Annotated in this window: 25 protein-coding genes; 10 read left to right on the forward strand and 15 right to left on the reverse strand. The window is 57.4% G+C overall.

Annotated elements, in window-relative coordinates; translation table 11 throughout:
- Positions 1-53 precede the first annotated feature (53 nt).
- From ACZ46D_RS02285 to rlmN, 3 genes are all read left to right on the forward strand, one after another.
- Positions 54-965 carry a DUF4365 domain-containing protein gene (locus ACZ46D_RS02285; protein ID WP_464928425.1) on the forward strand — a complete coding sequence of 304 codons (912 nt, stop codon included), beginning with the start codon at positions 54-56 and terminating at the stop codon, positions 963-965.
- A 145-nt stretch (positions 966-1,110) separates the two neighbouring features.
- Positions 1,111-1,287: a hypothetical protein gene (locus ACZ46D_RS02290; RefSeq protein ID WP_464928426.1), complete on the forward strand. Its 177-nt coding sequence runs from the start codon at positions 1,111-1,113 to the stop codon at positions 1,285-1,287.
- Positions 1,288-1,319: 32 nt separating this feature from the next.
- A complete protein-coding gene (rlmN, locus tag ACZ46D_RS02295; RefSeq protein ID WP_464928427.1) occupies positions 1,320-2,372 on the forward strand; it encodes a dual-specificity RNA methyltransferase RlmN in 1,053 nt (350 codons plus the stop codon).
- Positions 2,373-2,467: 95 nt separating this feature from the next.
- Here rlmN and mscL read toward each other — a convergent pair whose 3' ends face one another.
- Both mscL and ACZ46D_RS02305 read right to left on the reverse strand, forming a co-directional pair.
- Positions 2,468-2,884, reverse strand: coding sequence for a large-conductance mechanosensitive channel protein MscL (mscL, locus tag ACZ46D_RS02300; protein WP_464929244.1), 417 nt, complete (start codon positions 2,882-2,884; stop codon positions 2,468-2,470).
- A gap of 203 nt (positions 2,885-3,087) precedes the next feature.
- Positions 3,088-4,254: an ATP-binding protein gene (locus tag ACZ46D_RS02305; protein ID WP_464928428.1), complete on the reverse strand. Its 1,167-nt coding sequence runs from the start codon at positions 4,252-4,254 to the stop codon at positions 3,088-3,090.
- Between the two features lie 161 nt (positions 4,255-4,415).
- Here ACZ46D_RS02305 and ACZ46D_RS02310 point away from each other — a divergent pair, with 161 nt between their 5' ends.
- Positions 4,416-4,952 carry a hemerythrin domain-containing protein gene (locus ACZ46D_RS02310; protein ID WP_464928429.1) on the forward strand — a complete coding sequence of 179 codons (537 nt, stop codon included), beginning with the start codon at positions 4,416-4,418 and terminating at the stop codon, positions 4,950-4,952.
- A gap of 14 nt (positions 4,953-4,966) precedes the next feature.
- Here the strand turns inward: ACZ46D_RS02310 and ACZ46D_RS02315 are convergent, their stop codons facing one another.
- Genes ACZ46D_RS02315 through queD form a run of 4 tightly spaced genes read right to left on the reverse strand, consistent with a single transcriptional unit; the run spans position 4,967 to position 7,948 of the window.
- Positions 4,967-6,424, reverse strand: coding sequence for an SDR family oxidoreductase (locus ACZ46D_RS02315; protein WP_464928430.1), 1,458 nt, complete (start codon positions 6,422-6,424; stop codon positions 4,967-4,969).
- 53 nt (positions 6,425-6,477) lie between these two features.
- Complete coding sequence (locus tag ACZ46D_RS02320; RefSeq protein ID WP_464928431.1) at positions 6,478-6,879, reverse strand: pyridoxamine 5'-phosphate oxidase family protein; 402 nt, start codon at positions 6,877-6,879, stop codon at positions 6,478-6,480.
- Between the two features lie 51 nt (positions 6,880-6,930).
- Positions 6,931-7,587, reverse strand: a complete 657-nt coding sequence (locus ACZ46D_RS02325) for a radical SAM protein (RefSeq protein ID WP_464928432.1) — start codon at positions 7,585-7,587, stop codon at positions 6,931-6,933.
- On the reverse strand, positions 7,577-7,948 hold the full coding sequence (gene queD, locus ACZ46D_RS02330) for a 6-carboxytetrahydropterin synthase QueD (RefSeq protein ID WP_464928433.1): 372 nt from the start codon (positions 7,946-7,948) through the stop codon (positions 7,577-7,579). Before queD ends, ACZ46D_RS02325 begins: the two co-directional genes overlap by 11 nt.
- A 304-nt stretch (positions 7,949-8,252) precedes the next feature.
- On the opposite strand from queD, the gene ACZ46D_RS02335 reads away from it, so the two are divergent.
- The 3 genes from ACZ46D_RS02335 (at position 8,253) to ACZ46D_RS02345 (ending at position 10,820) form a co-directional block, all read left to right on the forward strand.
- Positions 8,253-9,617, forward strand: a complete 1,365-nt coding sequence (locus ACZ46D_RS02335; protein WP_464928434.1) for a DUF1015 domain-containing protein — start codon at positions 8,253-8,255, stop codon at positions 9,615-9,617.
- 11 nt (positions 9,618-9,628) lie between these two features.
- A complete protein-coding gene (locus ACZ46D_RS02340) occupies positions 9,629-10,363 on the forward strand; it encodes a tRNA1(Val) (adenine(37)-N6)-methyltransferase (RefSeq protein WP_464928435.1) in 735 nt (244 codons plus the stop codon).
- 247 nt (positions 10,364-10,610) lie between these two features.
- Positions 10,611-10,820, forward strand: a complete 210-nt coding sequence (locus ACZ46D_RS02345; RefSeq protein ID WP_464928436.1) for a sulfur reduction protein DsrE — start codon at positions 10,611-10,613, stop codon at positions 10,818-10,820.
- Positions 10,821-10,928: 108 nt separating this feature from the next.
- Here ACZ46D_RS02345 and ACZ46D_RS02350 read toward each other — a convergent pair whose 3' ends face one another.
- Positions 10,929-12,677, reverse strand: a complete 1,749-nt coding sequence (locus tag ACZ46D_RS02350; protein WP_464928437.1) for a YcaO-like family protein — start codon at positions 12,675-12,677, stop codon at positions 10,929-10,931.
- 126 nt (positions 12,678-12,803) lie between these two features.
- The gene (locus ACZ46D_RS02355) at positions 12,804-13,166 is read right to left on the reverse strand and encodes a diacylglycerol kinase (protein ID WP_464928438.1); all 363 of its coding nucleotides are present in this window, start codon (positions 13,164-13,166) and stop codon (positions 12,804-12,806) included.
- A gap of 189 nt (positions 13,167-13,355) precedes the next feature.
- On the opposite strand from ACZ46D_RS02355, the gene ACZ46D_RS02360 reads away from it, so the two are divergent.
- On the forward strand, positions 13,356-13,889 hold the full coding sequence (locus ACZ46D_RS02360; RefSeq protein ID WP_464928439.1) for a hypothetical protein: 534 nt from the start codon (positions 13,356-13,358) through the stop codon (positions 13,887-13,889).
- A 30-nt stretch (positions 13,890-13,919) separates the two neighbouring features.
- Positions 13,920-14,102, forward strand: a complete 183-nt coding sequence (locus ACZ46D_RS02365) for a ferredoxin (RefSeq protein WP_464928440.1) — start codon at positions 13,920-13,922, stop codon at positions 14,100-14,102.
- A gap of 140 nt (positions 14,103-14,242) precedes the next feature.
- Here ACZ46D_RS02365 and ACZ46D_RS02370 read toward each other — a convergent pair whose 3' ends face one another.
- The 6 genes from ACZ46D_RS02370 to ACZ46D_RS02395 all read right to left on the reverse strand — a co-directional run bounded on the left by ACZ46D_RS02370 (position 14,243) and on the right by ACZ46D_RS02395 (position 22,420).
- The gene (locus tag ACZ46D_RS02370) at positions 14,243-17,431 is read right to left on the reverse strand and encodes an ATP-binding protein (RefSeq protein WP_464928441.1); all 3,189 of its coding nucleotides are present in this window, start codon (positions 17,429-17,431) and stop codon (positions 14,243-14,245) included.
- Positions 17,395-18,429 (reverse strand): rod shape-determining protein, encoded by a 1,035-nt coding sequence (locus ACZ46D_RS02375; protein ID WP_464928442.1) that lies wholly within the window; start codon positions 18,427-18,429, stop codon positions 17,395-17,397. Before ACZ46D_RS02375 ends, ACZ46D_RS02370 begins: the two co-directional genes overlap by 37 nt.
- 106 nt (positions 18,430-18,535) lie before the next feature.
- Positions 18,536-18,856: a 2Fe-2S iron-sulfur cluster-binding protein gene (locus ACZ46D_RS02380; RefSeq protein ID WP_464928443.1), complete on the reverse strand. Its 321-nt coding sequence runs from the start codon at positions 18,854-18,856 to the stop codon at positions 18,536-18,538.
- 21 nt (positions 18,857-18,877) lie between these two features.
- On the reverse strand, positions 18,878-19,696 hold the full coding sequence (locus ACZ46D_RS02385; RefSeq protein WP_464928444.1) for a potassium channel family protein: 819 nt from the start codon (positions 19,694-19,696) through the stop codon (positions 18,878-18,880).
- 13 nt (positions 19,697-19,709) lie between these two features.
- Positions 19,710-21,107, reverse strand: a complete 1,398-nt coding sequence (locus ACZ46D_RS02390) for a CDP-archaeol synthase (RefSeq protein WP_464928445.1) — start codon at positions 21,105-21,107, stop codon at positions 19,710-19,712.
- Between the two features lie 20 nt (positions 21,108-21,127).
- Positions 21,128-22,420: a radical SAM family protein gene (locus ACZ46D_RS02395; RefSeq protein WP_464928446.1), complete on the reverse strand. Its 1,293-nt coding sequence runs from the start codon at positions 22,418-22,420 to the stop codon at positions 21,128-21,130.
- Positions 22,421-22,727: 307 nt separating this feature from the next.
- On the opposite strand from ACZ46D_RS02395, the gene speA reads away from it, so the two are divergent.
- Entirely contained in the window at positions 22,728-24,671 is a 1,944-nt protein-coding gene (gene speA / locus ACZ46D_RS02400) for a biosynthetic arginine decarboxylase (RefSeq protein ID WP_464928447.1), read from the forward strand.
- A 122-nt stretch (positions 24,672-24,793) separates the two neighbouring features.
- Here the strand turns inward: speA and ACZ46D_RS02405 are convergent, their stop codons facing one another.
- Positions 24,794-25,213, reverse strand: a complete 420-nt coding sequence (locus ACZ46D_RS02405; protein ID WP_464928448.1) for a hypothetical protein — start codon at positions 25,211-25,213, stop codon at positions 24,794-24,796.
- Positions 25,214-25,371: the final 158 nt, after the last annotated feature.

A 25,371-nucleotide genomic window follows, 5' to 3' on the forward strand; every position in this document is an offset into this window, starting at 1 on the left:
GAACCTTCTCGTCGCCACCGCTTATCGCGAACCGTTAGCGAGAACTAATAAAAATGGCTCGATATAGTAAAACAGAACGTATTGGAGTCAATGCAGTAGAAAGATTAGTGCTTGGTGAACTCGGTTGGATCTTCCGTGAGCAACCTATAGCAGATATGGGAATCGATGCTCATATAGAACGTGTGGACAATGGGAAGCCAACGGGAAAACTTATAGCACTACAAATCAAAACAGGCGCAGGCAATTTCAAAGAAACCAAAGATTCATTCATATATTACGGTTCCACAACTCATTTGGACTACTGGACAGGGCATTCACTGCCAGTACTCCTAATTGCTCATTTGCCTGAATCAGGCCAAACATTCTGGGTACATATTAACGAAGTTGGAGTAACTCGAACGAAAAAAGGCTGGAAGGTTGAGGTTCCTAAGAAGAATTTATTTGGCAAGAAAGCACATGATTTACTTTCCAACCTTTTTGAAGGCCCACCCGGCCTTCAAAGGCTTCGAAAGCTTTCCATTGATGAGCCACTAATGCGCCACATCGCAAATGGTGGAAAAGTGTCACTAGAACTTGAGGACTGGATCAACAAATCTCTTGGACGATCACCTGTGAGAGTCTTCATTCATGATGAGGACGGGAACGAAACACTTTCCCAGGATTGGGCCGTTACTTACACGGGTTATGGAATTAAGGAGCTTGCTGAAGCACTATTTCCATGGTCATCAGCCTCAGTTGACACAGAATTCTACGAAATTAATGCCGACAATGATGAGGACTGGTCTGATAGTTTGTCACGTGCAATAGACGAAGACAACGGCATAAATTGGGAGCCACAATCGGACGCAATATATCCGTATTCAGAGTCAAGTGGAGAGGTAGAGTACTACCGTTTAGAGCTAAAGTTAAATGAACTGGGGCATTCTTTTTTGATAGTTTCTGATTATTGTTCTGAGCCGGATTAAATTAATATTTCCCTAACCATAGGGTTAACCTGACCGGAAGAAGCTCGGCGGCGCTAGACGGCGGCAATCTTGCGTGGCCGGCAGGTTACCCAAAACGTTATGTTTACAAAACTAAACAAGAGAAACAGAATCGGGAACAAAACCTATGTCAAAAGATGATAACAAAGAAGTAGTCACAACCGATGAACTCATAATGGCACAAATGATTCGGCTCGATGCTATCGCACAGTTGCTTATTGAGAAGGGGGTTGTTTCAGAGGAAGAGTTTTATAGCAAGCTGAAGAACGTTCAGGCACAGTATCAGAATGTTTCTGAGTCTTGAAAAGTTGCATTGATACGACAAAGAGACATTTCTTGAAACAATCATTTTATGATCTGAGTTATTCTGATTTGGAGATGGTTCTAAGTCAGAATGATTTAAACCGCTCAGCAGCGTCAATTCTTTTTAATTGGCATTATAAGAAGAAAGAAAATACGCAATGCCAGGAGAAAATTGCCAAAGGTTCCTTGGCTTTTTTTCAGGATAATTTCGACTTTTCTCTGCCAGAAATCGATACGGTCCATGAGTCAAAAGATCGAACAGTAAAATTTCTTTTTAAGCTTAAAGACAATCACAAAATTGAAACCGTCCTTATTCCGTTTCATAATAAATATTCTATTTGCCTTTCATCGCAGGTTGGCTGTGCAATGAATTGTTCTTTTTGTTCTACCGGAAAACAAGGACTTAAAAGAAATTTGGCTACAAGTGAAATAGTTGGACAGTTTCTCCAGGCTTGGCGTTGGTTGGCGAAAAATAGGCCTGGAGAAGAGAGAATTTTAAATATTGTTTTTATGGGACAAGGCGAACCGTTACATAATTTTGATGGTGTCAAAAATGCGTGCGAAATATTTTTATCAAAACACGGAACTTCAATTGGGGTTCAAAAAATTACTATTTCAACGTCTGGTTATATTCCTGGACTTAAAAGGTGGAGTCAGGAAATTCCCGGAGTGAACCTTGCGTTATCTCTTCATTCGCCATTTGAAGAAAAGAGGAATGAGCTTATTCCCATTAATAGAAAATATCCACTATCTGAAGTGCTGACCTATATTGACCAGATACCTTTAAGTAAAAAACAATTTATTACGTATGAATATATTTTGATAAAAGATTTTAATGATTCTCCGGATGATGCTGAAAAATTGGGAACGATACTGGCAGGTAAAAGTGCCTATATAAACCTGATTCCTTTTAACGCCTTCCCCGGATCACCGTATAAACGTCCGAGTTTGGATACAATTGAAAAGTTTAAAGAAGTTTTAGATACGTTCAAGATTCCGACGTTAATAAGAAGTGCTAAGGGCGATGATGTATTGGCAGCCTGTGGACAACTCAATTCTGGGGAATTCTGGGGACAGGATACCTAATTCCAGCCACAACATTCTGCTGACAAGCCGCAGATGTTTGCGTTAAGCCGGCAGGGAAACCCTCCTAACCATTTCCCGAATTTTCATTCCCCCTTTCATACCGCCTGAAGCTCCGAGGTGCAGTGCGGGCAACGCAGCGCCTTGGCCGGAATGCTGGAGCAGCAGCGGGGGCATTCCTTGGTCGTAGCTTCAGCGGGTGGCGCTTCCTTTTTGAGCCGGTTCATCTGCTTGATGAGCATGAAGATCGCGAAGGCCACGATGGTGAAATCCAGGATGGTGTTGATGAATACCCCGTATTTGAGGGTGACCGCCTCCACGCCCTCGCTCTTTTCCCTGAGGGTGAGGGTTAGATGGGCGAAATCGACATTGCCCATGATCAACCCGATGGGCGGCATGATAACGTCCTGGACCAGGGAGCTGACAATCTTGCCAAAGGCGCTGCCGATGATGATACCGACCGCCATGTCAACGACGTTGCCGCGCATGGCAAATTCTTTGAATTCCTTCAGTATTTGCATGTTTTTCTCCTCGGTTATGGATGCGTTTTAGGCTGCGGGGAAGCAATCAATGGCGTTTCTCTCTTCCCTTCCCTGTCTTGGTTCAAACAGCTTCAAGAAGCATCGCATTTTTTGAGGCTGGGTGTCAATGCCTCCCCCATGCCGCGTTGCGCGGCTGGGTTGGTGCAGGCAGGGAATAAACAGGGCCGACCAGCCCCTCAGGGAGTGGCTGTCTCGATGTTGCGGGGGCAGCGGAAGCGGAAGGTGGTGCCATTTTCCGGCGAGGAGGTGAAGCTGACCTTTCCTTTCAGGTAGCGCTCTCCCAGCAGTTTGATGCTGTAAGTACCCAAACCCCGCCCCGATCCCTTGGTGGAGAAGGAGCGCTGGAAGATCTGCAATTGTACTTTCTCAGGCATGCAGCCCTGGTTGTGGACCCAGAACTCCAGGTCGTTTTCGGCCTGCTCGCAGCCGATGCGGACCACTGCCTCCGGGGGCGAGGCCTCGACACCATTCTTGGTCATGTTGATCAGGATGCGGTGCAGGAGCCGCGGGTCGGTGAAAAACTCCGTTGCCACGGCATCTGCATCAATTTCCACCCTGCAGGTCCGACCGTTGTCGATATTGTTGTAAAAGGCAGCCACTTCGTCGAGCAGGGCACGGCTTGCGCAGGGTTTGGCCTGCAAGTGCAGATCGTTGTTCTCCGCCGCAGCCAGGGCGGACTGCGCCTCGACCTCATCGGCCAGCCGATGCGCATAGCGGTGTAGAACATCCTGAAACTGACTCTTCTTTTCCGCATCCAGTTCTTTCTGGCAGAGGGTCCGGCTCATGCCCACCATGCCGGTGGCAATATTGGCCACATCGTGGAAGAAGATGCGCTCCAGGGCCCGCCGCCTTTTTTCATGGGAGATATCGGTGAGAAAGAAGAGGTAGAGATTGTCGTTTTCGCCGGGAAAGGGCGCGGTCTGCACCCGGAAGTCAAAGGATTTGCCGCTGCCCTCCTGCCTGATCCGGCATTCCTGGGTATCATCGTTTTCCGGCTGGTGCAGGGGGAGCGGGGGAGTGGCTTTGGCCGCGCCGCAGGTGGAACAGAAGACGGTGGTGCCGCAGCCCAGAACGCTTTGCACGGCACGCTCGCAAGCCAGGGCGTCCCCAGGCTTTTTCCCCAGCACCTCGGCAAGGCAGGTTGCGCCAAGAAAATGCAGAAAAGCCTGATTGGCAAAAACGATCTGTCGGGTATGGTTGAGAACCAGGACAAAGCCGGGGAAGGCATTCAGAACGTCCAGCAGTTGACGGTTGCTGCCGATGGTTTTGCTCAGGTTTTCGATTTCAACCGGAGAGCAGCGCGGCTGCTGGGATGTTTCGGAAGGACAGGGGTGTTCGTTCATGTTTGGCGGCAAGGTCTTTTGTTGGTCGGGTTTTGAGTGCGGAGGTATTGTGCCGGTCTCGTACGTTGTTGGTGCCGGTAATCTTAGCCCTGCAATCTCTTTTTGCAAAGAAAAAACAATTCGATAGCCCATTGGACACAGGAAAAAAAGGAGAACAGCACATGCAGGCACGCGGACCGCTCATGATAGAGCACCGGCTCATTGAACGGATGCTCACCATAATTCAGGATGCCCTGGTAGAGGCAGAGAAAAGCAAGAAAATCGACCCCGTGTTTGTCGACACTGCGGTTGATTTTGTCCAAACCTATGCCGACCGCGCCCACCACGGGAAGGAAGAGGATATCCTGTTCCGGGACTTGAAGAGAAAAGGGCTGTCAGAGGCGGACCAACGGGTCATGGACGAACTGATTGAAGAGCATCTGTTCGGCAGGATTACAACCAAGGCGTTGGTTGAGGCAAATACCCGCTATCGAAACGGGGACTCCTCTGCCCTGGAAGAGATTGTCAGGTGCCTGCACACCCTGGTGGATTTTTATCCCACGCATATCGAAAAAGAGGATAAGGTGTTTTTCCCTGCCGCCCGTGCGTATTTCTCCGAAGCCGAGGACCAGGCGATGCTTGACGAATTTTGGGAGTTCGACCGGAAAATGATCCACGAGAAGTACAAGGCCGTGGTCGATGGCCTGGCCGGGAAATAGTCCGGGCCGCTTGTTCAGCCCCGGGGGGCGCCGCTCGCCTCGGCGGCCCGCGCCACGATTTTTTCGGCAAGATTCTTGAACACCAGTTCGTGAAAGGGCAGAACCGCATACCAGTACAATCTGCCCAGCAGTCCGCGCGGATGAAAATGGGCGGTCTGCACCAGCCGGTCGTCCTGGATGTCGAACTCAAGCCAGGCCTTGCCCGGTACCTTCATCTGGGCGACAAGCAGAACCCGTTTGTTTTCCTTGAGGTCGGCCACCTTCCAGAAATCAAGGGCATCCCCCATGCGCAGGTCCTTCTGCTGCCGCCTCCCGCGGTTCAGGCCATAGCCGCCGCTCAGCTTGTCCAAAAAACCCCGGATCTGCCAGAGCATGTTGTAGGCGCCCCATCCTTCGGCGCCGCCGATTCCTTTGATTGCCGCATAGACCTGGGCCGGGTCCAGCCCGTGTAATGGAATCTCCCGCCGGTCCCGCAGGATGGGGGCGCCGGGGTTATCCTGGTGCAGGATGTCGCAGAATGGCTCCGTGGAGCTGTCGCACCAGCGGCTGATGACCAGATCCTGCTCCAGCTCGGCGATGGCTGCTTTTACCGCGCTTTCATAGCTGAGGGGCGTTATCTCGGGGAAATGGCGTTGGGCATGGTCGTTCTGAATGATGGTTTCTGATTTGAGACCTTCCACCAGGGCAGCGGCCATCCGGTAGGGGATGGGGGTAAAGAGGATCAGCCAGAAGGAGGAGAGGCGCGGGCTCAGCACCGGCACCGGCAGCAGCAACCTCCGCAGCCCCATGACCTTGGCGGCCCGGAGCATCATCTCCCGAAAGCTCATGGCTTCGCCGCCGATGTCCACCACCAGATTGCCTTGGACTTTTACGAAAATGGCCGCCTCCAGATAGGCGAGCACGTCGTCCACCGCCACCGGCTGCGTCTTGGTGGTGACCCATTTCGGGGTCACCATGAGGGGTAGTTTTTGGAGCAGGTTGTAGATGATCTCGAAGCTGGCGCTGCCGGCGCCGATGATGATCCCGGCCCGAAACCAGAGGGTTTGCAACCTTTCCGGGCGGGAGGAGAGGATTTCTCCGGTTTCGATCCGGCTCAGGAGATGGCGGCTGGCGGTCTCCTTCACCCCCAACCCTCCCAGGTAGACGAGCCGTTTCACCCCGGCTGCGATGCAGGCGTCGCGGAAGTTGACGGCGCTTTGCCGGTCGCGCTCTGCAAAATCCTGGCCCGAGCCCATGGAGTGGATGAGGTAGAAGGCGACCTCGATGCCAGAAAGGGCTGTAGCCAAGGCCTCGGGGCTGAAGGTGTCGCCCTCCACCACCTCAACCCTGGCGAGGACCTCGGGCCGAACCTTGTGCCGGTTGCGCACCAGCAGCCGGAGCGCCAGTTCCGGGTGTTTCAGCAGTCGGTCCTTCAGGCGTCGGCCGATGTAGCCGGTGGCGCCGGTAATCAAGACCTTGCACTTTTCGGCCATGCGGTACTCCTCGGGTTGAAGGGGTCACGGCAAGAGGCAATGGGTTTTTCGGCTCAGCAAAAAGGAGTTTTGGCCGGATCGTCACCGACCAGGGGCAGGACCTTCTCCACCGCGAAGGAGACCAGGAAGGTCGGACCACGGGCCTGATCTTCCTCCGGGGTGAGATGTCTCCGCATCAGGCTCTTGATCTTGGCGGGGTCTGTTTCTTCCTTGATTTTTTTGAGAAAAAGCCGCACCCCGCGGGAGCTTGATCCGTCTTCCATGAAGAGAAAGGTGGCATGGGGGTTTTCCTGTACATTGTGGTGGGAGAGCCTGTCGCGCATGATAAAGGCCACGACGCCGTCCTCCAGAACATGCGGGACGCTGTAGATCGCGGCGTCAACCTTGCCATCGCCACCGGCTGTGGCCAGAACCCCTCGCCCGGCGGTGCTCTCAAAATATTCTTTCATGTTCATAACTGTCATTCTCCTGTTGGTTGCTGGTTGTCATGCGATGTGGGGGGAGAATCATACCCCCCGCTTCATCCCCGGCCAGAGCAGGGTGTGGAGCTGGAGCTGGAGCCGGGCCGGGAGCGCGTCGGTCATGAGCCACTGGGCCAGCAGGGCTGGCGTAAGGCGGCCGATCACCGGGGAGAGGATCAGCTTGGCCTTTTCGGCCAACCGTTGTTCCGCTATCATTGCCCTGGCCCAGTCATAGTCGGGCCGGGAGCTGACCACGAATTTGATCTCGTCGTGGGGCGTGAGCAGATCGAGGTTGGCAAGCTCCATCTTCTCGGCCATCCCGCTGTCCGGGCATTTGAGATCGATGATCTTCACCACCGCTTGCGGCACTCGCGCAATATTGAGGCTGCCGTTGGTTTCCAGCAGTACGGTGCGGCCTGCGGCAAGCAGCTTGTCCATGAGCGGGTAGACCTCTTCCTGGAGCAGGGGCTCGCCGCCGGTGATCTCGATCAAGGCATTGGGGTATCGCGCTGCCTCGGTCAGCAGGGTGCTGAGCGGGGTGACGGTGGCCGGTTCCTCATAGGTGTACTTGGCGTCGCAGTATGAGCAGCGCAGGTTGCAGCCGGAGAGACGGAAGAAAAGGCAGGGGTAGCCCGCAAAGGAAGACTCCCCCTGGATGCTGTAGAAAATCTCGGAAATTTGCAGGCAGGGCTCATCCCTCACGGTAGGTCACGCAGCAGTTCTCCGTTTCGCAGACCGTGACGCTGTAAGGCCTGTAGCGCTCGCTGGTGAGCGTTTCCCTGAGGCGGTCGAAGATGTAGGCGGCGATGTTTTCGGAAGAGGGGTTCTTCTTCTGGAAGGCCGGAAGTTCGTTGAGATTCTGGTGGTCCAGCTCCTCCATGATCACGTTCACCGCCTTTTTCAGGTTCTTGAAGTCGATGCCCATGCCCAGCTCGTCCAGCTCGGTGGCGCGGACCGTCACCTCCACCTGCCAGTTGTGGCCGTGGGGACGCTCGCAGTTGCCGGGATAGTTGCGCAGATGATGGCCCGAGGAAAAATGGGTGCGGGTGAAGATATCGTACATTTTGAAACCTCTTGAGGTATTGGAAAAGTTCGTTTGTAAAAGTTTGCGGTCCGGGTACAATGTCCACTTGAAATGTGGCCGTTTTTTTACTATGTAATGGCACAGTTTTCGTGATAAATTCCCCGCCCCTTGCGGGAGGGGAAGCAAAGGCTAAGAAAAGACCCCTGTTAAAATCGCGCTTATCGACGATTTCAACAAAACATATCTATTCCCCCTGGGGAAGTCAACCGGTTCATGATTGCCGGGAGAATTTGCCGACCGGTGCGAGCGCTTGCTCTGCCTGGACGGGCAAGGAGACAGAACAATGGCTTTGATCGCGCCCTTTCGCGCCCTTCGATACAACCCGGCCAAGATCCAACACCTGGAAGAGGTGGTCACCCCGCCCTATGACGTGATCGATCTTCAGGCCCAGGCCGCCTTTGCCGGGAAGAATCCTTACAACATGATCCACCTGGATCTGAGCAAGAATTTCAGCGCCGATCAGTTGACCGAAGCGAGGTATCGTCAGGCCAAGGAGACCTTTGCCAAGTGGCAGCAGGAAGGGGTGTTGGTTCGGGACAACGAGCCCACCATCTATCTTTACCATACCGAGTATTCCTTGCCTTCCGGTAAGCGTCTCACCCGCAAGGGGTTGCTCTGTCTGGTGCAGCTGGCCGAGTTTGCCGAGGGCATTGTCAAGCCCCACGAGAAGACCTTTTCCGGTGTTACCTCCGACCGGCTCAGCCTGTTGGACACCTGCCATGCCCAGTTCAGCCCGATTTTTTCCCTGTACCCCGATGGTCAGGGGCAGATCATGACCCTGCTGGAATCCGGTCGCTCCGCAGAGCCGCTCGCCAGCGTTACCGATCATGACGGCTGCCACCACACCATCTGGGCGGTGACCGATCCGGCGATCCTTGCCCAGGTCCGCGCGCAGTTTGCGGAAAAATCCCTCTACATTGCCGACGGCCACCATCGCTACACCACGGCCCTCCAGTTCCGCGCCCTGATGCGGGAGCGGTTGGGCGCGGTGGCCAGCGACAGCCCTTACAACTATACGATGATGTATCTTTGCGGCATGGAAGACCCGGGTCTGTCCGTGCTCCCTACCCACCGCCTGGTCCGGATGCCCGCGGCCGTAGCCCTGGACGGGTTGATGGCCAAGCTGGAGCAGAGCTTTCTCATTGACGAGATCGTTGACGGCTCCCGCGAGACCCTGATGACTGAGGTTCTCTCCCGCATGGCGGAAAACTCCGGCGCGGCCACGATGTTTGGCCTGTACCACCCCCAGGAGGATCGCTGTCTGCTCCTGACCCTGCGAGATGGGGTTATAGACGAGGCATTGGGCTCCAAGCAGCCCGCACCCCTGCGCGAACTGGACGTGGTTATCCTGTCCGACCTCATCATCGAGCGGCTGCTGCAGCTTGATCATGATCGGTGTGTAAAGGAAAGCCTGGTGGATTATTACAGCGATCCGGACACCGCCCTTGATGTTGCGATCAAAGAGGGAGAGAGCAACTCCGACCGCAGCCCGCTGCTCTTTTTGATGAACCCGACTCTTGTGTCCCAGGTGAAACGGGTGGCGGACGAGGGGCTGGTCATGCCGCACAAATCCACCTATTTTTACCCCAAATTGCTCACCGGTCTGTTGCTCAATAAGATCGTGCCCGAAGAGAAAGTCCCCTCCTGACCCAAAACCGGATGGCCATTGCCGAGGAACTCAGCGAAGAGAGTTTGTTTGGTGGCAGGCTGCGCTGTCTGCAGCCCCGGCAGGGCTACCGGTTTTCCGTCGATGCCGTTCTCCTGGCTCACTTCCTTGCCCCGGAACCCGAGGCCCGCATCCTCGATCTCGGCGCCGGATGCGGGGTGGTCTCCCTGATCCTCTCCCATCGTTACCCCACCACCAGCCTTGTCGCCCTTGAGGTACAGCCGCGTCTGGCCGAGGTCATCCGCCAAAATGTGGCCAGCAACGATCTTGGAAGCCGGGTCACGGTTATCGAAGGCGACTGCCGCCGGATTGCAACCTTGCTGTCCCAAGGCTCCTGCGACTGGGTGGCGGCAAATCCCCCCTACTACCCGACCGAAAGCGGTCGCCATCATCCGGAAACCGAACGGGCAAAGGCCCGGCACGAGGTCCTTGGTGGGATTGGTGAGATGGCCGAAGCTGCGGCCTTTGCCCTGAAAATCGGGGGGAAGGCGGCCTTTGTTTATCCGGCCGGACGGGCTGAAATTCTGCTTGGCGTTTTGCGGGAAAATGGGCTGGAGCCGAGACGGTTGCAGAGGGTGCATCCCTATCCCGGTGCGGAGGCCGGATTGGTGCTGGTGGAGGCGGAGAAAAATGGTGGGGAAGAGCTGGCGGTTTTGCAGCCGTTTTGTATTTGTCAGGAGAGGGATGGGGCGTATACTTCAAAGATGGCCGTTATGTATGCGGTGTGAGCCGTGGTTTTTCTTCTTTTGCGTGCCCAAAAGAAGAAACAAGAAAAGGGCCCCCTGTGTCCCTTGTCCCGCCATGGGCGGGATGCCCTGCGCTCCTCAAAGCTGCCGGGATGTTGCAAACTCGGCTTCGCCTCAAACAGTGCAACCTCCCTTTTCGGCAGCTTTTCCGGTGCTCGGCGGCGTGCCAATGGGAGATAACGGAAAAAATCTTACTCATTGAATGTAAAGCAAAAACAGGAGGGCAACGATGAAGATCGCGATCATGGCGTGTAGCGGAGACCCCGAGGTGTTATGGAACGCCTTTCGGATGGGCAATATGATGCTGGAGAAGATGGATGATGTCTCCATCTTCCTGAACGGACCATCGGTTGACTATGCCTCGTTGGCCACGGAGCAATATCCGCTCGGCGAGCTGGCCAAGGTTTTTACCCTTTCGGAAGGGGCGCTGCTGGCCTGAGGCAAGCTTCTTGACCTCCACGGCGTGGAGGAAGGATACCATCAGCGGGCAAAGCAGAGCGACCTGTATCAGCTCATTGTTGAGAGCGACAGGTTCATTTCCTTCTGATCAGTTGGTTGCGCGCAACTCCGCCAGGTGGCTCCTGGCAAACTCGATGCTCGGGTCCAGATTGAGGGCCAGCTCGAAATAACGAGCCGCTTCTCCGTTGTTGCCGAGCCTGCGGTGATTGACCCCCAGGTTGGCGTAATCGATGGCCGAGGCCGGATTCAGCTCCACGGCCCGGTGGAAATGGGCGATGGCCGTTTCGTACTCATTCCGCTTGAAATGGCAGAATCCCAGCAGGTTGTGGATGTCCGGCCGTTCCTCGTCGTGCTCCATTCCCTTTCGCAGGGCAGCAATGGCCCGATCATACTCGCCCATATCCTTCAGGCAGTCGCCCAGGTGGGAATAGATGTAGGGGATATCCTCCTCTTCCGGCTTGAGGGTCAGCGCCCTTTCCAGATGGGCCACGGCCGTGGCAAGGTCGCCCTGTCCCTGCATGTTCTTACCGAGATAATATTCCAGAAAATAGGCATCGGGCAGGTGTTGCTGCATCTTGAGGAGTTGGATCAGCTGCTCGTCTGCATCGCAAATCCGTTCGGTCACCAGCTTGGCGGCAAACAGCCCCACGTTGTTGATCCGGGAGCGCTCGCGGAAATGGCAGCCGGGGATGATGGTGTAGATCGCCGGAACCTGCAGCTTGTCGTGCATGGTGTTGACCACCAGCACCTCCAGGCCCAAGCGGGACAGGGCGGCCAGGCAATGGTCTATCTCGACCCGCATGTTGGGGTCGCTCAGCTGCGGCATCTCGTGGATGGAGATGGCGGCCTCCGTATGGGTGAGGTAGCGCACCTCCTCCATGGACAGGGGCTTGGGCAACCCGCTGGCCACGTAGTTGGCCTGGGAGTTGAAGTCCCCGGCCAGCTGGGCCACCTCGGTGATTGCCCGGATCAGGGCCTTTTCCGGGTCCGGGGTGGTGCCTGCGGTATAGACGATCTCGCTGGTTTCCGGGAAGGTGGAGCGGTCGATGGCCAGGGCCGCCACCGTGGGGATGCCGGTGTCCAGGGTGAAGTCGTTGAGGTAGAGCTCGATGTTGTTTTTGCGGAACTTGGCCAGCAGTTCGCGGGCCACCGGGTCGGTGACGGAGTCCGGGTCAATGGCCGGGGTAGGGAGGTGGTGGTGGTTGACCAGCGAGCAGACATGCCGCTCCACCAGTTCGCTGATCCCCTGGAGGATCGCCTCCTCAAAGGTGTTGCCCGCCGACGGCCCGTTGAACTCGTTGATTGCGTAAAACCAGCTGAAGGGCACCAGCAGCACCTCGCCGCTGTTGAGATTGGTGGCCCAGGTCCACTGGATTGGGATGTCCTCGATGAGTCGCTCCAGGGTGGCGATGTCGGTCTGCTCGTCATGGACCGAGAGCAGGAGGCGCACCAGGGGCAGAAGCGGCTGGCCGGATTGTTTGAGGTTGGCGTAGGTGTCGGTGATGAAATTTTCTTCGTTCTGTTTGAAGGAAAAGAAGCTGAACCGCTCGGCCAGTTCCATGCAGGCGCTGGCCTGGGACTGCTCCGGCGAGCTGCCCTTGCCCATCTGTTTCTTGTTGCCGATCACCGCCTGGGCATCCTTGCCGCAGACGCTGAAATAGACCGGGATGTCCAGCCGGCCGTTGTCGATGCGGCGCACCTCCTGGAGGATGTCCAAGTTCACTTCGACCAGCCGGGCCTTGAAGCGGTTCACCGTTTCCATGGGGCTGCAGACCTTGTCCTGGTCCAGGGTATAGTGTTTGAAGCAGTCGGCAGGGCGGATGGGGGCGTTGTTCATGGGTCTACCTGTATCTAACGTCGTAAAAACAAGACAATATGTGGCATCGGAAGATGGGGATTATTCCCGACCGGTGGGCCGTTGTCAAGCAGAAGGCTCTACTACAATGTAGGATATTTTGGGCGGCTAGAAAAAGAGGACCAGAATCCAGACCAGCGCCACGTTGGCCAGGGCGAGGAACACGGCGGCCGAGCCCATGTCCTTGGCCCGTCCGGACAGGGTGTGGTGTTCGGTGCCGAACCGGTCCACCACCGCTTCGATGGCGCTGTTGAGGATCTCGACGATCAGCACCAAAAAGAGCGAGCCCAGGAGCAGGGCTTTTGCAACGCCGGTCTCGCCAAGCCAAAGGGCCAGGGGGGCCAGAATGAGGCAGAGGCCAAGCTCCTGCTGAAAGGCCTTTTCGTGTTTCAGGGTGGCGGCGAGTCCTGCCATGGACCAGCCGAAGGCGTTGCGCAGGCGGGTGAGGCCCGCTCCGCTTTTTTTGCCCATGGTGCTCTCCTTAGGTGTTGCTGTCAATGCCAATGGCTGGCGGCCCCGGCGAGGTTCTCTTGCAGGAAGCCGCGAAAACTGTCACAATATAGCAGGGATATTAAAAAAGTCCATCCCCGGCTTTTGAGTTTGCGTACAGTCCGCAAAGAGCTGGCGGAGAAGAGCTGAAGACCGCAAAGGAGCAAGGTTATGGCTGATTGTGAGATCTTCAAGGAAGTGAAGGATTTTTACCGGATCATCCCCCTGCAGATGCTGCGCCGCACCCCGGGGGTGTTTTTCGACAATGTGCCCATGGGTTGCCTGCCCCGGATCGACGCCATCGACCGGGTGTTGCACGAAAAGAGCGCGGTTTCCCCAGGCCCGGTGGGCGAGGTGGCCCGACCCTGGTACATGCATCCTCACCAGGACGACAACCTCATCGTTCTCCATGGCACGCGGCAGGTGGATATCTATCTGGAGGCGTACGGCATGGAGAGTTTCACCGTCACCCCCAGCCAGATTATGCAGGGCGGCAAGGTGCTGCTCGACGAGCCCGCCATGCTGGTCTGGCCACGGTATGTGTTCCACCGCATCGTCAGCGGGGTGGAGGGCTCGGCCTCGCTCAATTTCGCCGTGCATCACGAGGGGCTCGACATGCGGACCAACTTCAACATCTACGATTTGGATACGGCGACCGGCAAGTACCGGATGATCCGCGAGGGGTTCCGGGATCAGGGGAAATAGTTTGACCTTACCATAAAAAAGGAGAAAATCATGGCTGCGCCAATAGTGGATCAGGATATATGTATCGGTTGCGGGGTGTGCGCGGAGTTGTGCCCGGCGGTTTTTGAATTGCGGGATGATAAATCATGGGTGATCGGTCCGGACCAATGCCATACCTGTGATTGCGAAGAGGCTGCGGCCTCATGCCCGGTCAGCGCCATCGAAATCCGGTAACTGTCCCGTAGCACCACATCTGCGTTGTCATCGGCCTGCTTGTGTGCAATAGCACACTTCGCTGGCCTCTTTCGCGCATCTGCGGCACTTCGAGACAGTTACCTCTCCTGGATAATTGCTAAATCCGGTGTCTTACTGACTTACTGATCCAAGGTCGTCCGTACCTTCTGGAGAAGCTCCGTGGGCGAGAGGGGTTTGGCCAGCAGGGGCACGGTCTCTCCAAGCCCGGCCTTCTCGCGGATCGTGTCCGGCGCGTAGCCGCTCATGAAGATCGTCTTTACCCCTGGCCGGATCTTGTTGATTGCTTCATAGGCCTCCCGGCCGTTCATCTTCGGCATGATGATGTCGAACAGGAGCAGCTGGATGGCGGTCTGGTTTTCCTTGAATTTTTGCACTGCCTCTTCACCGTCAACCGCCTCGATCACCGTGTAGCCGAAACGGGTAAGCGCTGTTTTGGCAAGAGCCCGCAGGGATTCATCGTCTTCGGCCACCAGGATTGTTTCCGTGCCATGGGCTGGAACTTCTTCCTCTATCGCGCTTTTCTCTTCCAGGGTGTCCGCAACCGCCAGCGGCAGGTAAAGCCGGAAGGTGGCGCCGCGACCGGGCTCGCTGTACACGTTGATGTAGCCTTCGTGCTGCTTGATAATCCCGTAGGCTACGGCGAGCCCCAGCCCGGTGCCCTTGCCCACCCCCTTGGTGGTAAAGAAGGGCTCGAAGATCCGGTTGCGGGTCTGTTCATCCATGCCGCAGCCGCTGTCGGAGACGGTGAGCAGCGCATAGGGGCCAGGCCTGCCAAAGCCGTGGGCCGCGGTAAAATTTTGGTTCAGGATGGTCTGTTCCGCCGTGATCCTAAAGGTGCCGCCCTTGGGCATGGCGTCTCGGGCGTTGGTGGCGAAGTTCATCAGCACCTGTTCGATTTGATGGCTGTCGGCAAGAACGGTGAGTGGCTCATTCGGGAGCCTGGTTTCACAGGCGATGTCTTCGCCGATCACCCGAACGATGAATTTTTCCACCTTTTTGACAATCTCGATCAGGTCCACAGGCTTGCGTTCGCAGATCTGTTTCCGGCTGAACAGGAGGAGATCCTTGGTGAGACGGGCGGCCCGGTCGGCCCCCTCCAGCATGTGTTGGATGTTTGACCGTTGCGGGTCGTCCTGGGTCATGCCCATGAGAGCCAGCTGGCCGTAACCGATGATGGCCATGAGGATGTTGTTGAAGTCGTGGGCCACGCCCCCGGCCAGGGTACCGATGGATTCCATCTTCACCGCATGGCGCATCTGTTTTTCAAGATTCCGGTGTTCGCTGATATCGAGGCAGGAGCCGATATAGCCCGCAAAGGCGCCGGAGGCGTCATAACGGGGGTGTCCCTGATCGAGGAGCCAACGGTATTCGCCGTCGTGCCGTCGCAGGCGGTATTCCATGGCAAAGGGCTGCCGGGCTTCGAAGGCCTTGGTGTAGATGTGCAGGCAATGGGCCAGATCATCGGGATGCACCCCGGCGGCCCAGCCGTCGCCCCGCTCCTCCGCCAGAGCGCGGCCGGTGAAGGCCAGCCAGGGCTCGTTGAACCAGGTGCAGCCCTTGTCGAGGCCGGCCATCCAAATCAGGGCGGGTGAGGTATTGGCAACGGTGGCAAAGAGCTGTTGTGACTCCCGCAGGGCTGCCTCGGCCTGTTGGCGGCCTTGTTCCTGTTCGGAGAACTCCAGGGCAAAGGAGATGTCGCGCGCCAGTTCATCGAGCAAGGTGATTTCTTCCGCATTGAAGAACTGGGGCTCTTCGGCATAGAGATTGACGGCTCCCCTGACTGTACCGAAGACGACCAGGGGGAAGGCTGCGGAGGAACGGTAGCCGCGCGCGATTGCCTCGGCCCGCCAGGGAGCCATGCGGGGATCGTGCTCGATGTCGTTTGCGATGCTGTACTGGCCTTCTCGGATAGTGGTGGCCGTCGGCCCTTGGTTGTGGGGCTCGGTGTAGATGCTGAGGCAGAGTTGTTCGATATAGCCGTTGTTTAGCCCGGCCTGTGCCGCGGCGGTGACATCCCCGGTGGTGCTGTCCAGCAGGCCGATCCAGGCAAGACGGAAGTCGCCGTCCTCCACGGCAATGCGGCAGGCCTCCTGGAGCATTGTTTGCGGGTCGCGGATGCGGACGATGGCTTGGTTGATGTTGCTCAGCACCGTATAGACCCGATTCAGCCTTTTGAGCGCGGCAGCGGCTTCAAGCCGCTCCCGGTAGAAGCCAACGCGCTGGCGTTGCCGGACAAAGGCCATGACTGCGCCGATGCCGAAGATCAGGAGCCCGACAAACCCGCCCATGATCCACAAATGATCCCGCAACGGCGCGTAGGCTTCCGAGGTGTCTATTTTGCTCACTAGAAACCAGGGCGAATCCGGAATGGGACGCAGATCGGCGATCACCGGTTTGCCTCGATAGTCATGGCTTTTAGTGATCCCGGTTTGGCCCAGCGCCGCCCGGACGGCGGGAAGATCGCTTTGGCTCAAGGGAAAGCGCAGGGCCAGGGCGGTATTTTTTTGGAATCGGAGCTCGTTTAAAAAGACGACTTCCTGGCCCTCCCGGCGGACCAGCAGGGTTTCCGCTGTTCGGCTGGGGACGGGCCAGCGCTGGAGAAAAGGATAGAGAAACTCCTCCGGATCGATGCGCAGGGAGAGAACCCCCAGCGGCCGGTCGCCGTTCTGCTGGTCGAGGATGGGGATATAGAGCGTCAGATGGACGCGTTTATCGGTGTCGCTTCGGTAAAAATCAGAGAGTGCCGGCCGACCGGCTTGCAGGATTTCGGACAGTGTTTGTATCTCACCACCACTGGCCGGGGCCAGATTTTCAGGGACCGACAGGCGGGTTGCCCCGTTGGTGTCGAGGAGGCGGATCTGGTCATACTGCGTATGCGCCTGGAATTTGCCCAGCCATTCCTGAATCCCTTGGCTATTGGCCGTGTCCTCGGGGTGTTCCAGGTGGCGGCGGACAAGGGCGGCAAAAGAGACGTTGCCGGACAAGAGGTTGCCATCCTCTAGCCGTTCCCTGCGAAACTGCATGAACCCGTTTACTTTCAGCTCGGCGATGGCCGAAAGCTGCTGCTCCGCTTCCGCACGGTGGTTGCGTTCGTAGTTTCGGTAGGCGAAAAAACCGGCAACCACAATGGCCGTCGCCAAGAAAGAAAAGATCAGGACAAGGGCATGCGGGAAGCGGGGCTTTTCTGTGTTGCCGAGGTCTGCGGCCATGGCGTTGCTTCCGTCCTCTTTTTTTGCGGCGTCTATGCTCTCCTGCACGGTTCGGTCCGGTATCATGAGGGGATGCTGGGCCAGGCGATATTTTCCCACCAGTTTTCTTTTTCCTTCCAGTACTGCAGGGTCTGGATCGCCCCGTTGATCACCGAGTGCATGGGGTCCGGCGCAATCCGCACCTCAAGGTTGGTGTGTGCTCCGATCAGTCGGTCCATGCCCAGAATGCAGCTGCCGCCTCCGGTCAGACAGATGCCGGACTCCACGACCTCGCAGGAGATGTTTTCCGGAAGCTTCTTGATCCCTGTTTCGATCATCGTGAGGATTTTTGCCAGCACTGGAGCCATGGCGTCCAGGATATCCCGGCTGTGCACGGCGATGCTCACCTCCCGGCGGCGGATGATATCCATTCCCAGCACCGGGATATTCCGGTCGGCCAAGTCATTGCCCTGCTGTAACGCGGCAAGTTGGTGGGTCAATCGTTCCATCTCCGCAGGGGCGGGGCAGACCTTGTGCCGGGAGATGATCGCGGTGCGTATCGCTTTCTGCAGGTCGCTGCAGGCGGTGCGCGTCGCAGTGGCGAAAACCAGCCGCCCGTCACGGATCACGGCCATGTCGGTTACGCCTTCGCCGATATCGATGAGCATCTGGGCGGAGGGCTGGGTCACGTCGATACCCGCGCCGATGGCTGCGGCCCAGACCTCCGGGATAATGGCCACCTGGGCGGCGCCTGCATCCAGGACTGCTTTGGCGAGCAGTTTTCGCTCCAGCTCCGTGGTGTCGGTGGGGGCACAGGCCAGGGAAATCGGGTGCCGCAGGCCGGTGCGTGTCCGTTTGAGCAGGGGTTTCAGCAGGGTGACGGCATTGTGGATATCAACAATCACCCCGCCGCGCAAAGGAGAAGAGGTGAATTTGTTGTTGAGGTAGGAGAGGTATGCATCCGGAGGTTGAATTTCTTGATCCTGGCGGATGTGATGAACCAGGGACGGCTCTTCGCTGAAATCTTCTCCCTGGCCGGCGTAAATTCTGGTGTTGGCCGTGCCGAGATCAATGGCAATGCTGGGTTGGGCAAGTATGTGTCGAAAGCATGAGAGCATGGCGTCGGGTCCTGGAATGGTTGCGGGAAGAGAACTTTCCCGACAGCATACATATTCTTTCGGAAAATGGCAATTTGTTGTTTTTGGGGTGGAATCAGGAGGCAGGTTACGGCCGGTCGTCAAACTCCTCCTCCATACCCGGCAGCTCGATGGTCACCTCCCGCAGGGCATGGCTCTGGCAGGAGAGTCGCCAGCCTGCCCTGATCAGTGCCTCCCCCAGGCGGGCGATCTCGGCGGGCCGCACCGGGCTCAAATGGGCCGCGCCCTCAAGCACCCGGAACCGGCAGCGGCCGCAACCGGCTTTGCCGCCGCATACGGTCTGGACGGGGATGTTCTGCATCAGGTAGTTGTTGAGCAGGCTGAAGGCCGGGTTGACCGTTATGGTGAGGGCGCGGTTGGCGATATGCACCTGGGGCTGGTTCGGCATGGCGGCTCTCCCGGAAAAGGCTTACTGCACGTTGGCCGAGGCCTCGGGGTTAAAGGGGTTGGTGCGCACCGACAGGGAATAAAGGTAGGGGTAGTTGTGCCGGAGGTAGGCCATGTAGGGCAGCCATTGCCGGACCAGTGAGTTGTAGGCCCGGTTGAGGTCTCCGCCCAGGTGCTTGTGATCCGGGGCCGGGATGTTGACCAGATCATCCCGGGCTGAAAGCTCTTCGGTGAGATGAAACACCGCCTGGAGATGGCCGGTGAAATGCTCCTGTTCCAGGGTGATGGGGTTTTCCAGCAGGGAAACCAGGGACTGGCGTCGTGAGGCAAGAAAATCGTGCAACCGCTCCAGATCAACCTTGGTCTCGTCAACCTTGAACGCGTGGGGGTGGATGCCCTTGTCCGCCTGCTGAAAATCGCGCTCCGTCCAGTGATCCTTAATGGCAAGCTGCCCCCGGAACTGGGCCAGGCTGGGGTCCGCCTGGGCGCAGATGGAAAGGAGCTTGGTGCCCACCTCGCTGAAATAGACGCCGATGATCAGATGCAGTTTTCGGTGGCGGGCCTGGTGTTCGTGCCGACTGAGCATGATCTCCGTGGCGTTGGCGACCACGCCCAGGAAAGCGCCGGTGCCCAGGAGGATGAGGGCAACGGCCAGCATTTTGCCGAGTTGGGTAGCAGGGTGGATGTCGCCGTAGCCCACGGTGGCGATGGTGACGATGTTGAAGTAAAAGGCGTCGGCCAGCGAGAACCCTTCGACGCGCATGAAGGCAAAAGTGCCGGAGACCATGACCAGCACAAGGGCGGTCAGAAAAAAGCGGAGGCGGAAGTGGAGATGATTCATGGGATGTCCTTTTTTAGGGCTTGGGAGTTCGCAGGGTGAGGACGGCGATCTCGCCGGGGCAGTTGAAGCGCAGCGGCGCGCCGGAAGCCCCGACTCCCCGGCTGGTGAAGCCCTGCATGCCCTGGTATTGCCAGCGCCCCTTGGCAGTGAAGCGGGGAGCGCGGCTGTTGGTGTAGATGGGGGTGCCAGAACCAAGGCAGATCTGGCCGCCGTGGGTATGGCCGCAGAGATAGAGAGCTGCTTGATGCCGGGCCGCTTCCTGATAGGCCTCGGGCGAGTGGGCGAGCAGGATGCTGAAACCGTCGGGCGGCACGGTGCTGAAAGCCTTGGCCGTATCGTGGGTCTTGTAGTAGTTGGGGTCGTCGATGCCGACCAGCCAAAGGTTTTCGCCGTCTTGTTCGATCAGGGTTGCGTCGTTGACCAGCATCAGCATCCCCGCCTCCTCGAAATCAGGGACCATTTCGATGCAGTCGTGGTTGCCCAGCACCCCGAAGATTCCGTGTCTGCTCCGGATATGCGGCAGCAGACGGCGCAGCTCCCTGAGGCTGGGGGCGATGGGGCCGTACGTTTCCATCCGGATGTCGCCGCCGATCAGGCAGAGGTCGAAGCTCCGTTCTCCGATCTTGGCAAGGACGTGATCGACCAGCCCCGGCAATCCATCGAGATGGAGATCGGTGAGCAGGAGGATGGTCATGTCCTCAAAGGGTTTGGGCAGGGTAGGGCAGACGATCTCGTGTTCGCTCAGCTCCAGTTTGAGGGCGTTGGCCATGCCCTGCTCGTAGCGGCCCAGAAGGTGGAAAACAGCGGATACCACCACCCGGTTGTAGAGCAGCGAAGAAAGGTTGAACCAGACATGCCAGCGCGCCAGGGGCTGGTGGCAGGAGCGCCATTCCCGCAGCCGCACCGTGGATTTGACGAAACGCGGATAGTTTTCCATGGGGGGCTTGAACAGGACCAGTTTCCAGAACCGGGCACCGGCGTGGGCTACGGGCACGAAGAGGACAAGGGCCAGGAGTGGTGACCAGAGGGGGGCCTGCATCCGGCTGGCCAGATAGAGGGCGGGCAGCCCTGCCTCGAAGATCTGGTCCAGCCCGAAGACCGATTCGCCGCTGGCCATATGCAACCTCCGCTTGATGAAGCTCGAGAGCAGGTCGCCGGTCATGAGCAGGGTGGCGGCACAGGCCGCAGTCTGCCAGGAAACGCCAAGGAGCGGGAAGGCCAGGGTGGAGCCAAGGAGGCTGGCCAGGATACCCCGGATGGTTTTATGGGGGCCGAAGAGCGGTCGGCCGTCGAACCAGGTTGTCCCGTGGTCCACGGGCCGGGCCAGCCGGTCGCCCAGGGCAAGGCTGGCCAAGGGCGGTAGCAGGTTTCCCCAGAAGAGAAAGCAAAGAATTTTTATGGCGGCGGTCATCGGTGTCCTGGAAGAGGGGTTCAGCGCAAAGGTGGGTTGAAATAGCCGAAGCGCAGTCGGGGAAAGCGTTGTTTCAGCTGCTTGAGCCAGACGCGGATGCCCATGGGTGCGCCTCCTTCTTTAAATTCCAAGGCGTCAAAATACCAGTCCGGGTCCATGTTTAGGTTTCTCAGTTGGAGAAAATCAGGCTGGTATTCCCCAATCAGCTCGCAGAGGGCGGCAAACTCCGCCGGATCGTCGGTGAAGCCGGGCAGGATGAAATAGTTGAGCGAGACAAAGCGGCCATGTTGTTTCATGATCCGGATCGATTGTTTGACCGAATCAAAATTGAATCCCTTGGGCCGGTAATAGCGCTGGTGGTAAACGGACTGCGCGCTGTTCATACTGACCCGCAGGCTGTCGAGGCCCGCATGGGCCAGACGGTCAACGGCCTGGGGCAAGGAGGCGTTGCTGTTGAGGTTGATGGTGCCCTGGTCGGTCTGCTTGCGGATCAGGAGGATGGCCGTTTCGATGGTGTCGGCTTGGAGCAGGGGCTCGCCCTCGCAGCCCTGGCCGAAGCTCGCCACCCCGCCTCGGACCGACTGGAGATGGGGCACGGCGATCTCGGCAATCTCCTTGGGGCTCGGGACAAAGGTGATCCGATCCTGGGTGGAGGGGCAGCAGCCCGAGGGCTGGAGCGAGATGCAGCCCAGGCACTGGGCGTTACAGACCGGCGAGGTGGGCAGGGGCGCCTCGAATTGGCGGAGGAAATAGTTGATCGCCGCCGGACAGCGGTAGGTGAGGCAGCATTTGCCCAGGTGCTGGATGAGCCGGTTGTGCTCATATTGCCGGAGCCACTGTTCCGTACGGCGGGCAAGTTTTTCCGGCTGGAAGCGGTTCATCTCCTGGCGTTTGTCCGGGTCGCTTCGGAAAGCGCTGACCCAGAACTGGCCATCGTGCCAGCCCACGGCGGTGTAGGCGAAAAGCGGCAAAGGGGCCAGATCGGGGTTGGTCTTTTCAAATCCGGCCCAGTGGATGGCGGTATGGGCCGGGGACATGAAGGCCGCCACGGCCTGGAGTCCGGCGTCCGGGTCCACGGGGTTTTCCTCCACCAGCAGCGGCTCGCCGGTTTCCGGGTCGATGCCCACCGGCAACCGGCCCGGGAGGACGAAGATATCGCTGCCCTCGGGCAGGGGGATAAGGTCTTCGAGGCTGGGCCGGGAAAAATGGCTGCCGCTGCGGCCTGCCATTTCGAGTTCGGGGAAATCCGTGATCTCACCGGCAGAGTTGGCAAAGACCAGGCTGGGAGTTTTCTTGGGGTGTTTGCTTGGCATTATGTTGTGTCGGGCTGGAATTATTCTGGTTGGCTGTTTTTCCTATCCTAGAACAGTTTTAAGTGATCAACAACCAGAGTTCTTGGCAGCCGTCCTCTTTTCCGGTGGACAGACAACCTCCTGCCGAAGGATAATCAGGCAAAAACCTGTTGAGTTTCTGCGATAATTGTGTATTTTGTCCCTCTTGCTTTCGGCAACAAATCGTGGCCCGGAAAGTGAAACATGAGCGGCAGTAATGATGTGGTGCAAGGGGCCGTAACGCCAGGGTACGGCAGGTACGGCCCCTAATCTCCGAGGAGGATATCAGATGCAGCAGACAGCGGAAGCAAAGGCCTGGAGTATCGACAAGGCCCGGGAGCTGTACGGTATTGCCCGCTGGGGATTGCGTTATTTTGATATCAACACCAAGGGGCAGGTGACCGTGGCGCCGCTCAAGGAGCAGGGTGGCTCTGTGGCCATCGTCGACGTGATCAAGGAGGCGGTGGAGCAGGGGCTCCATTTCCCCATGCTCATCCGGTTTCACGATCTGCTGCGCAACCGGGTGGAACGGATCAACAAGGCCTTCAACGACGCCATCGTCGAGCTGGAATACAAATCCGTCTACCGCGGCGTCTATCCCATCAAGGTCAACCAGCTGCGGGAGGTGGTCGAGGAGATCATCGACGCGGGCAAGCCCTTCCATCATGGCCTTGAGGTCGGCTCCAAGCCGGAGCTCTACGCGGCCCTGGCCTTCCACGAAGACCGGGAAAGCCTGATCATCTGCAACGGCTACAAGGATGCCCTCTACATCAAGACCGCGCTCTTGGGCCGCAAACTGGGCAAGAAGATCGTCCTGGTGGTGGAAAAGGTCGAGGAAGTCACCAATATCATCCGCTATGCCAAGGAATTGAAGGTGGAGCCGATGATCGGCCTTCGGGTCCGGTTGATGAGCGGCGGCAAGGGCAAGTGGGAGAAATCAACGGGCGAGGACGCCAAGTTCGGCCTCTCTACCCAGGAGATTCTCCAGGTTTCCGATCTGCTGAAAGAAGCCGACCTGGCCGATTGCCTCAAACTCGTCCATTTTCACAGCGGCTCCCAGATCCCGGACATCCTGACGATCAAGAAGGCGGTGCGGGAAGGGGCCATGTTCTACGCCAAGATTAAGCAGATCGGCCATGGCCTGGAGTACATCGATGTGGGCGGCGGCTTGGGCGTGGATTACGACGGCAGCCGCACCACCTTCCATTCCTCCATCAATTATTCCTTGAACGAATACGCCCGCGACATCGTCTACAATATCATGGATGTCTGCGATTCCCAGGGGGTCGCGCACCCGATCATCATCAGCGAATCGGGCCGGGCCGTGGTGGCGCATCATTCCGTGCTGGTGGTGGAGACCTTTGGCGACATCAAGAAGATGGAGCATGCCAAGGAGCCTGCCAAGCCGGAGATCAGCCACAAACTGGCGGATGAGGCCTGGTACAACTACACCCACGTCAACCCCAGCAACCCGCTGGAGGCTTACCACGACGCCCTGCACAACAAGGAAGAGACCCAGGTTCATTTCGAATTGGGGCTCATCGGCCTGGAAGTGAAGGCGGAGGTGGAGAAGCTTTTCTGGCTCACCGGCGCCAGGGTGCTGGAGCATTTCAAGGATGCCGAGTACAAGCCCGACGATATTGTCGAGCTGGAGAGCAAGTTTTCCGACCAGTATCTTTGCAACTTCAGCGTGTTCCAGTCCCTGCTCGACCATTGGGGCTACGGCCAGCTCTTCCCGATCATGCCCCTGCACCGGCTGACCGAGGAGCCCCAGCGGCGGGGAACCCTGGCCGACATCACCTGCGATTCCGACGGCAAGGTCTCCAAATTCATCAACCTGTACGAGGAAGGGGTGGACACCCTGCCGCTCCATGACTTGAACGGCAAGCCCTATTACCTCGGGGTCTTTCTCACCGGCGCCTACCAGGACATCATGGGCGATTTGCACAATCTTTTCGGCCGGGTGAACGAGGCCCATGTGTTTCTGGATGAGGATGAGGAATCCGGCTACTACATCGAGGAGACCATCGAGGGCACCACCATGGAAAAGGTGCTGGCCCTGGTTCAATACACCGGCACCGATTTGAAGCGGAAGATGAAAAGTCAGGTGGACAGCGCCATCAAGGAAGACAGGCTGCGGCCCAATGAGGCCATGCGGCTTTTGGGCGAGTATGAGAAGGGACTGAAGGGTTACACTTATCTGGATCTTAAGCAGATCAAGAAGAAGGGCTGATCAGAAGATGCCGGACTTGGGATAAACAAGAAAACTCACAGGTTCACGGTACGGGAGCGAAGCGGCGGGCAACCACCGATGTAATCTCGGCTTTTCGAAGTCTGCGCTTATCTGCTATTGCCTCAATCCTGGGGGCGGAGAACCTTGAACACGGATTCAACGACCTGATAGATCTCAAGGTCGTCGCCATAGACGTCCTGAACCTTGTCGTTTTCCACCAGATCCTCGCAGATGTACTGGGTCACATAGAGGCTGAGGAAGTTGGGGTCCACCACCAACTGCCGTAACGGGGCGATCTTGTACAGCATGTCAAACTCTTCCATGTTGGAGAGCTTTTCAAACAGTTCGTTGAATATCTTGCGGATCGCGGTTTCGTCGGTGATCTCAAGGATCTTTTTGTCCAGCAACCGCTGCACCATCTTGGTTGCCAGTTCATCGGCGTTCTTGTAGAGCAACTGCATCATATAGCGCCGTTCCCGCTCGCGTTTGCGGTCGATTGCTCCACCTGCCGTATCGTTGTGAGGTCTGCTGTGACTGCCCATTTCTCTTTTCTCCCGCGCCTGTGCTGAATGTTGTTGGATGAATTTTAGTTAAATAACGGAAAATTCCATAAAGGGAAAGGGTAAAGATAAGAGAATTCTTGCATTCGGGCAAAAATGTTTTATGAAACAGCGGGAATACGATTGTTTCTTTTCCGTGC

The organism is Thiovibrio sp. Mzg5, assembly GCF_055379285.1.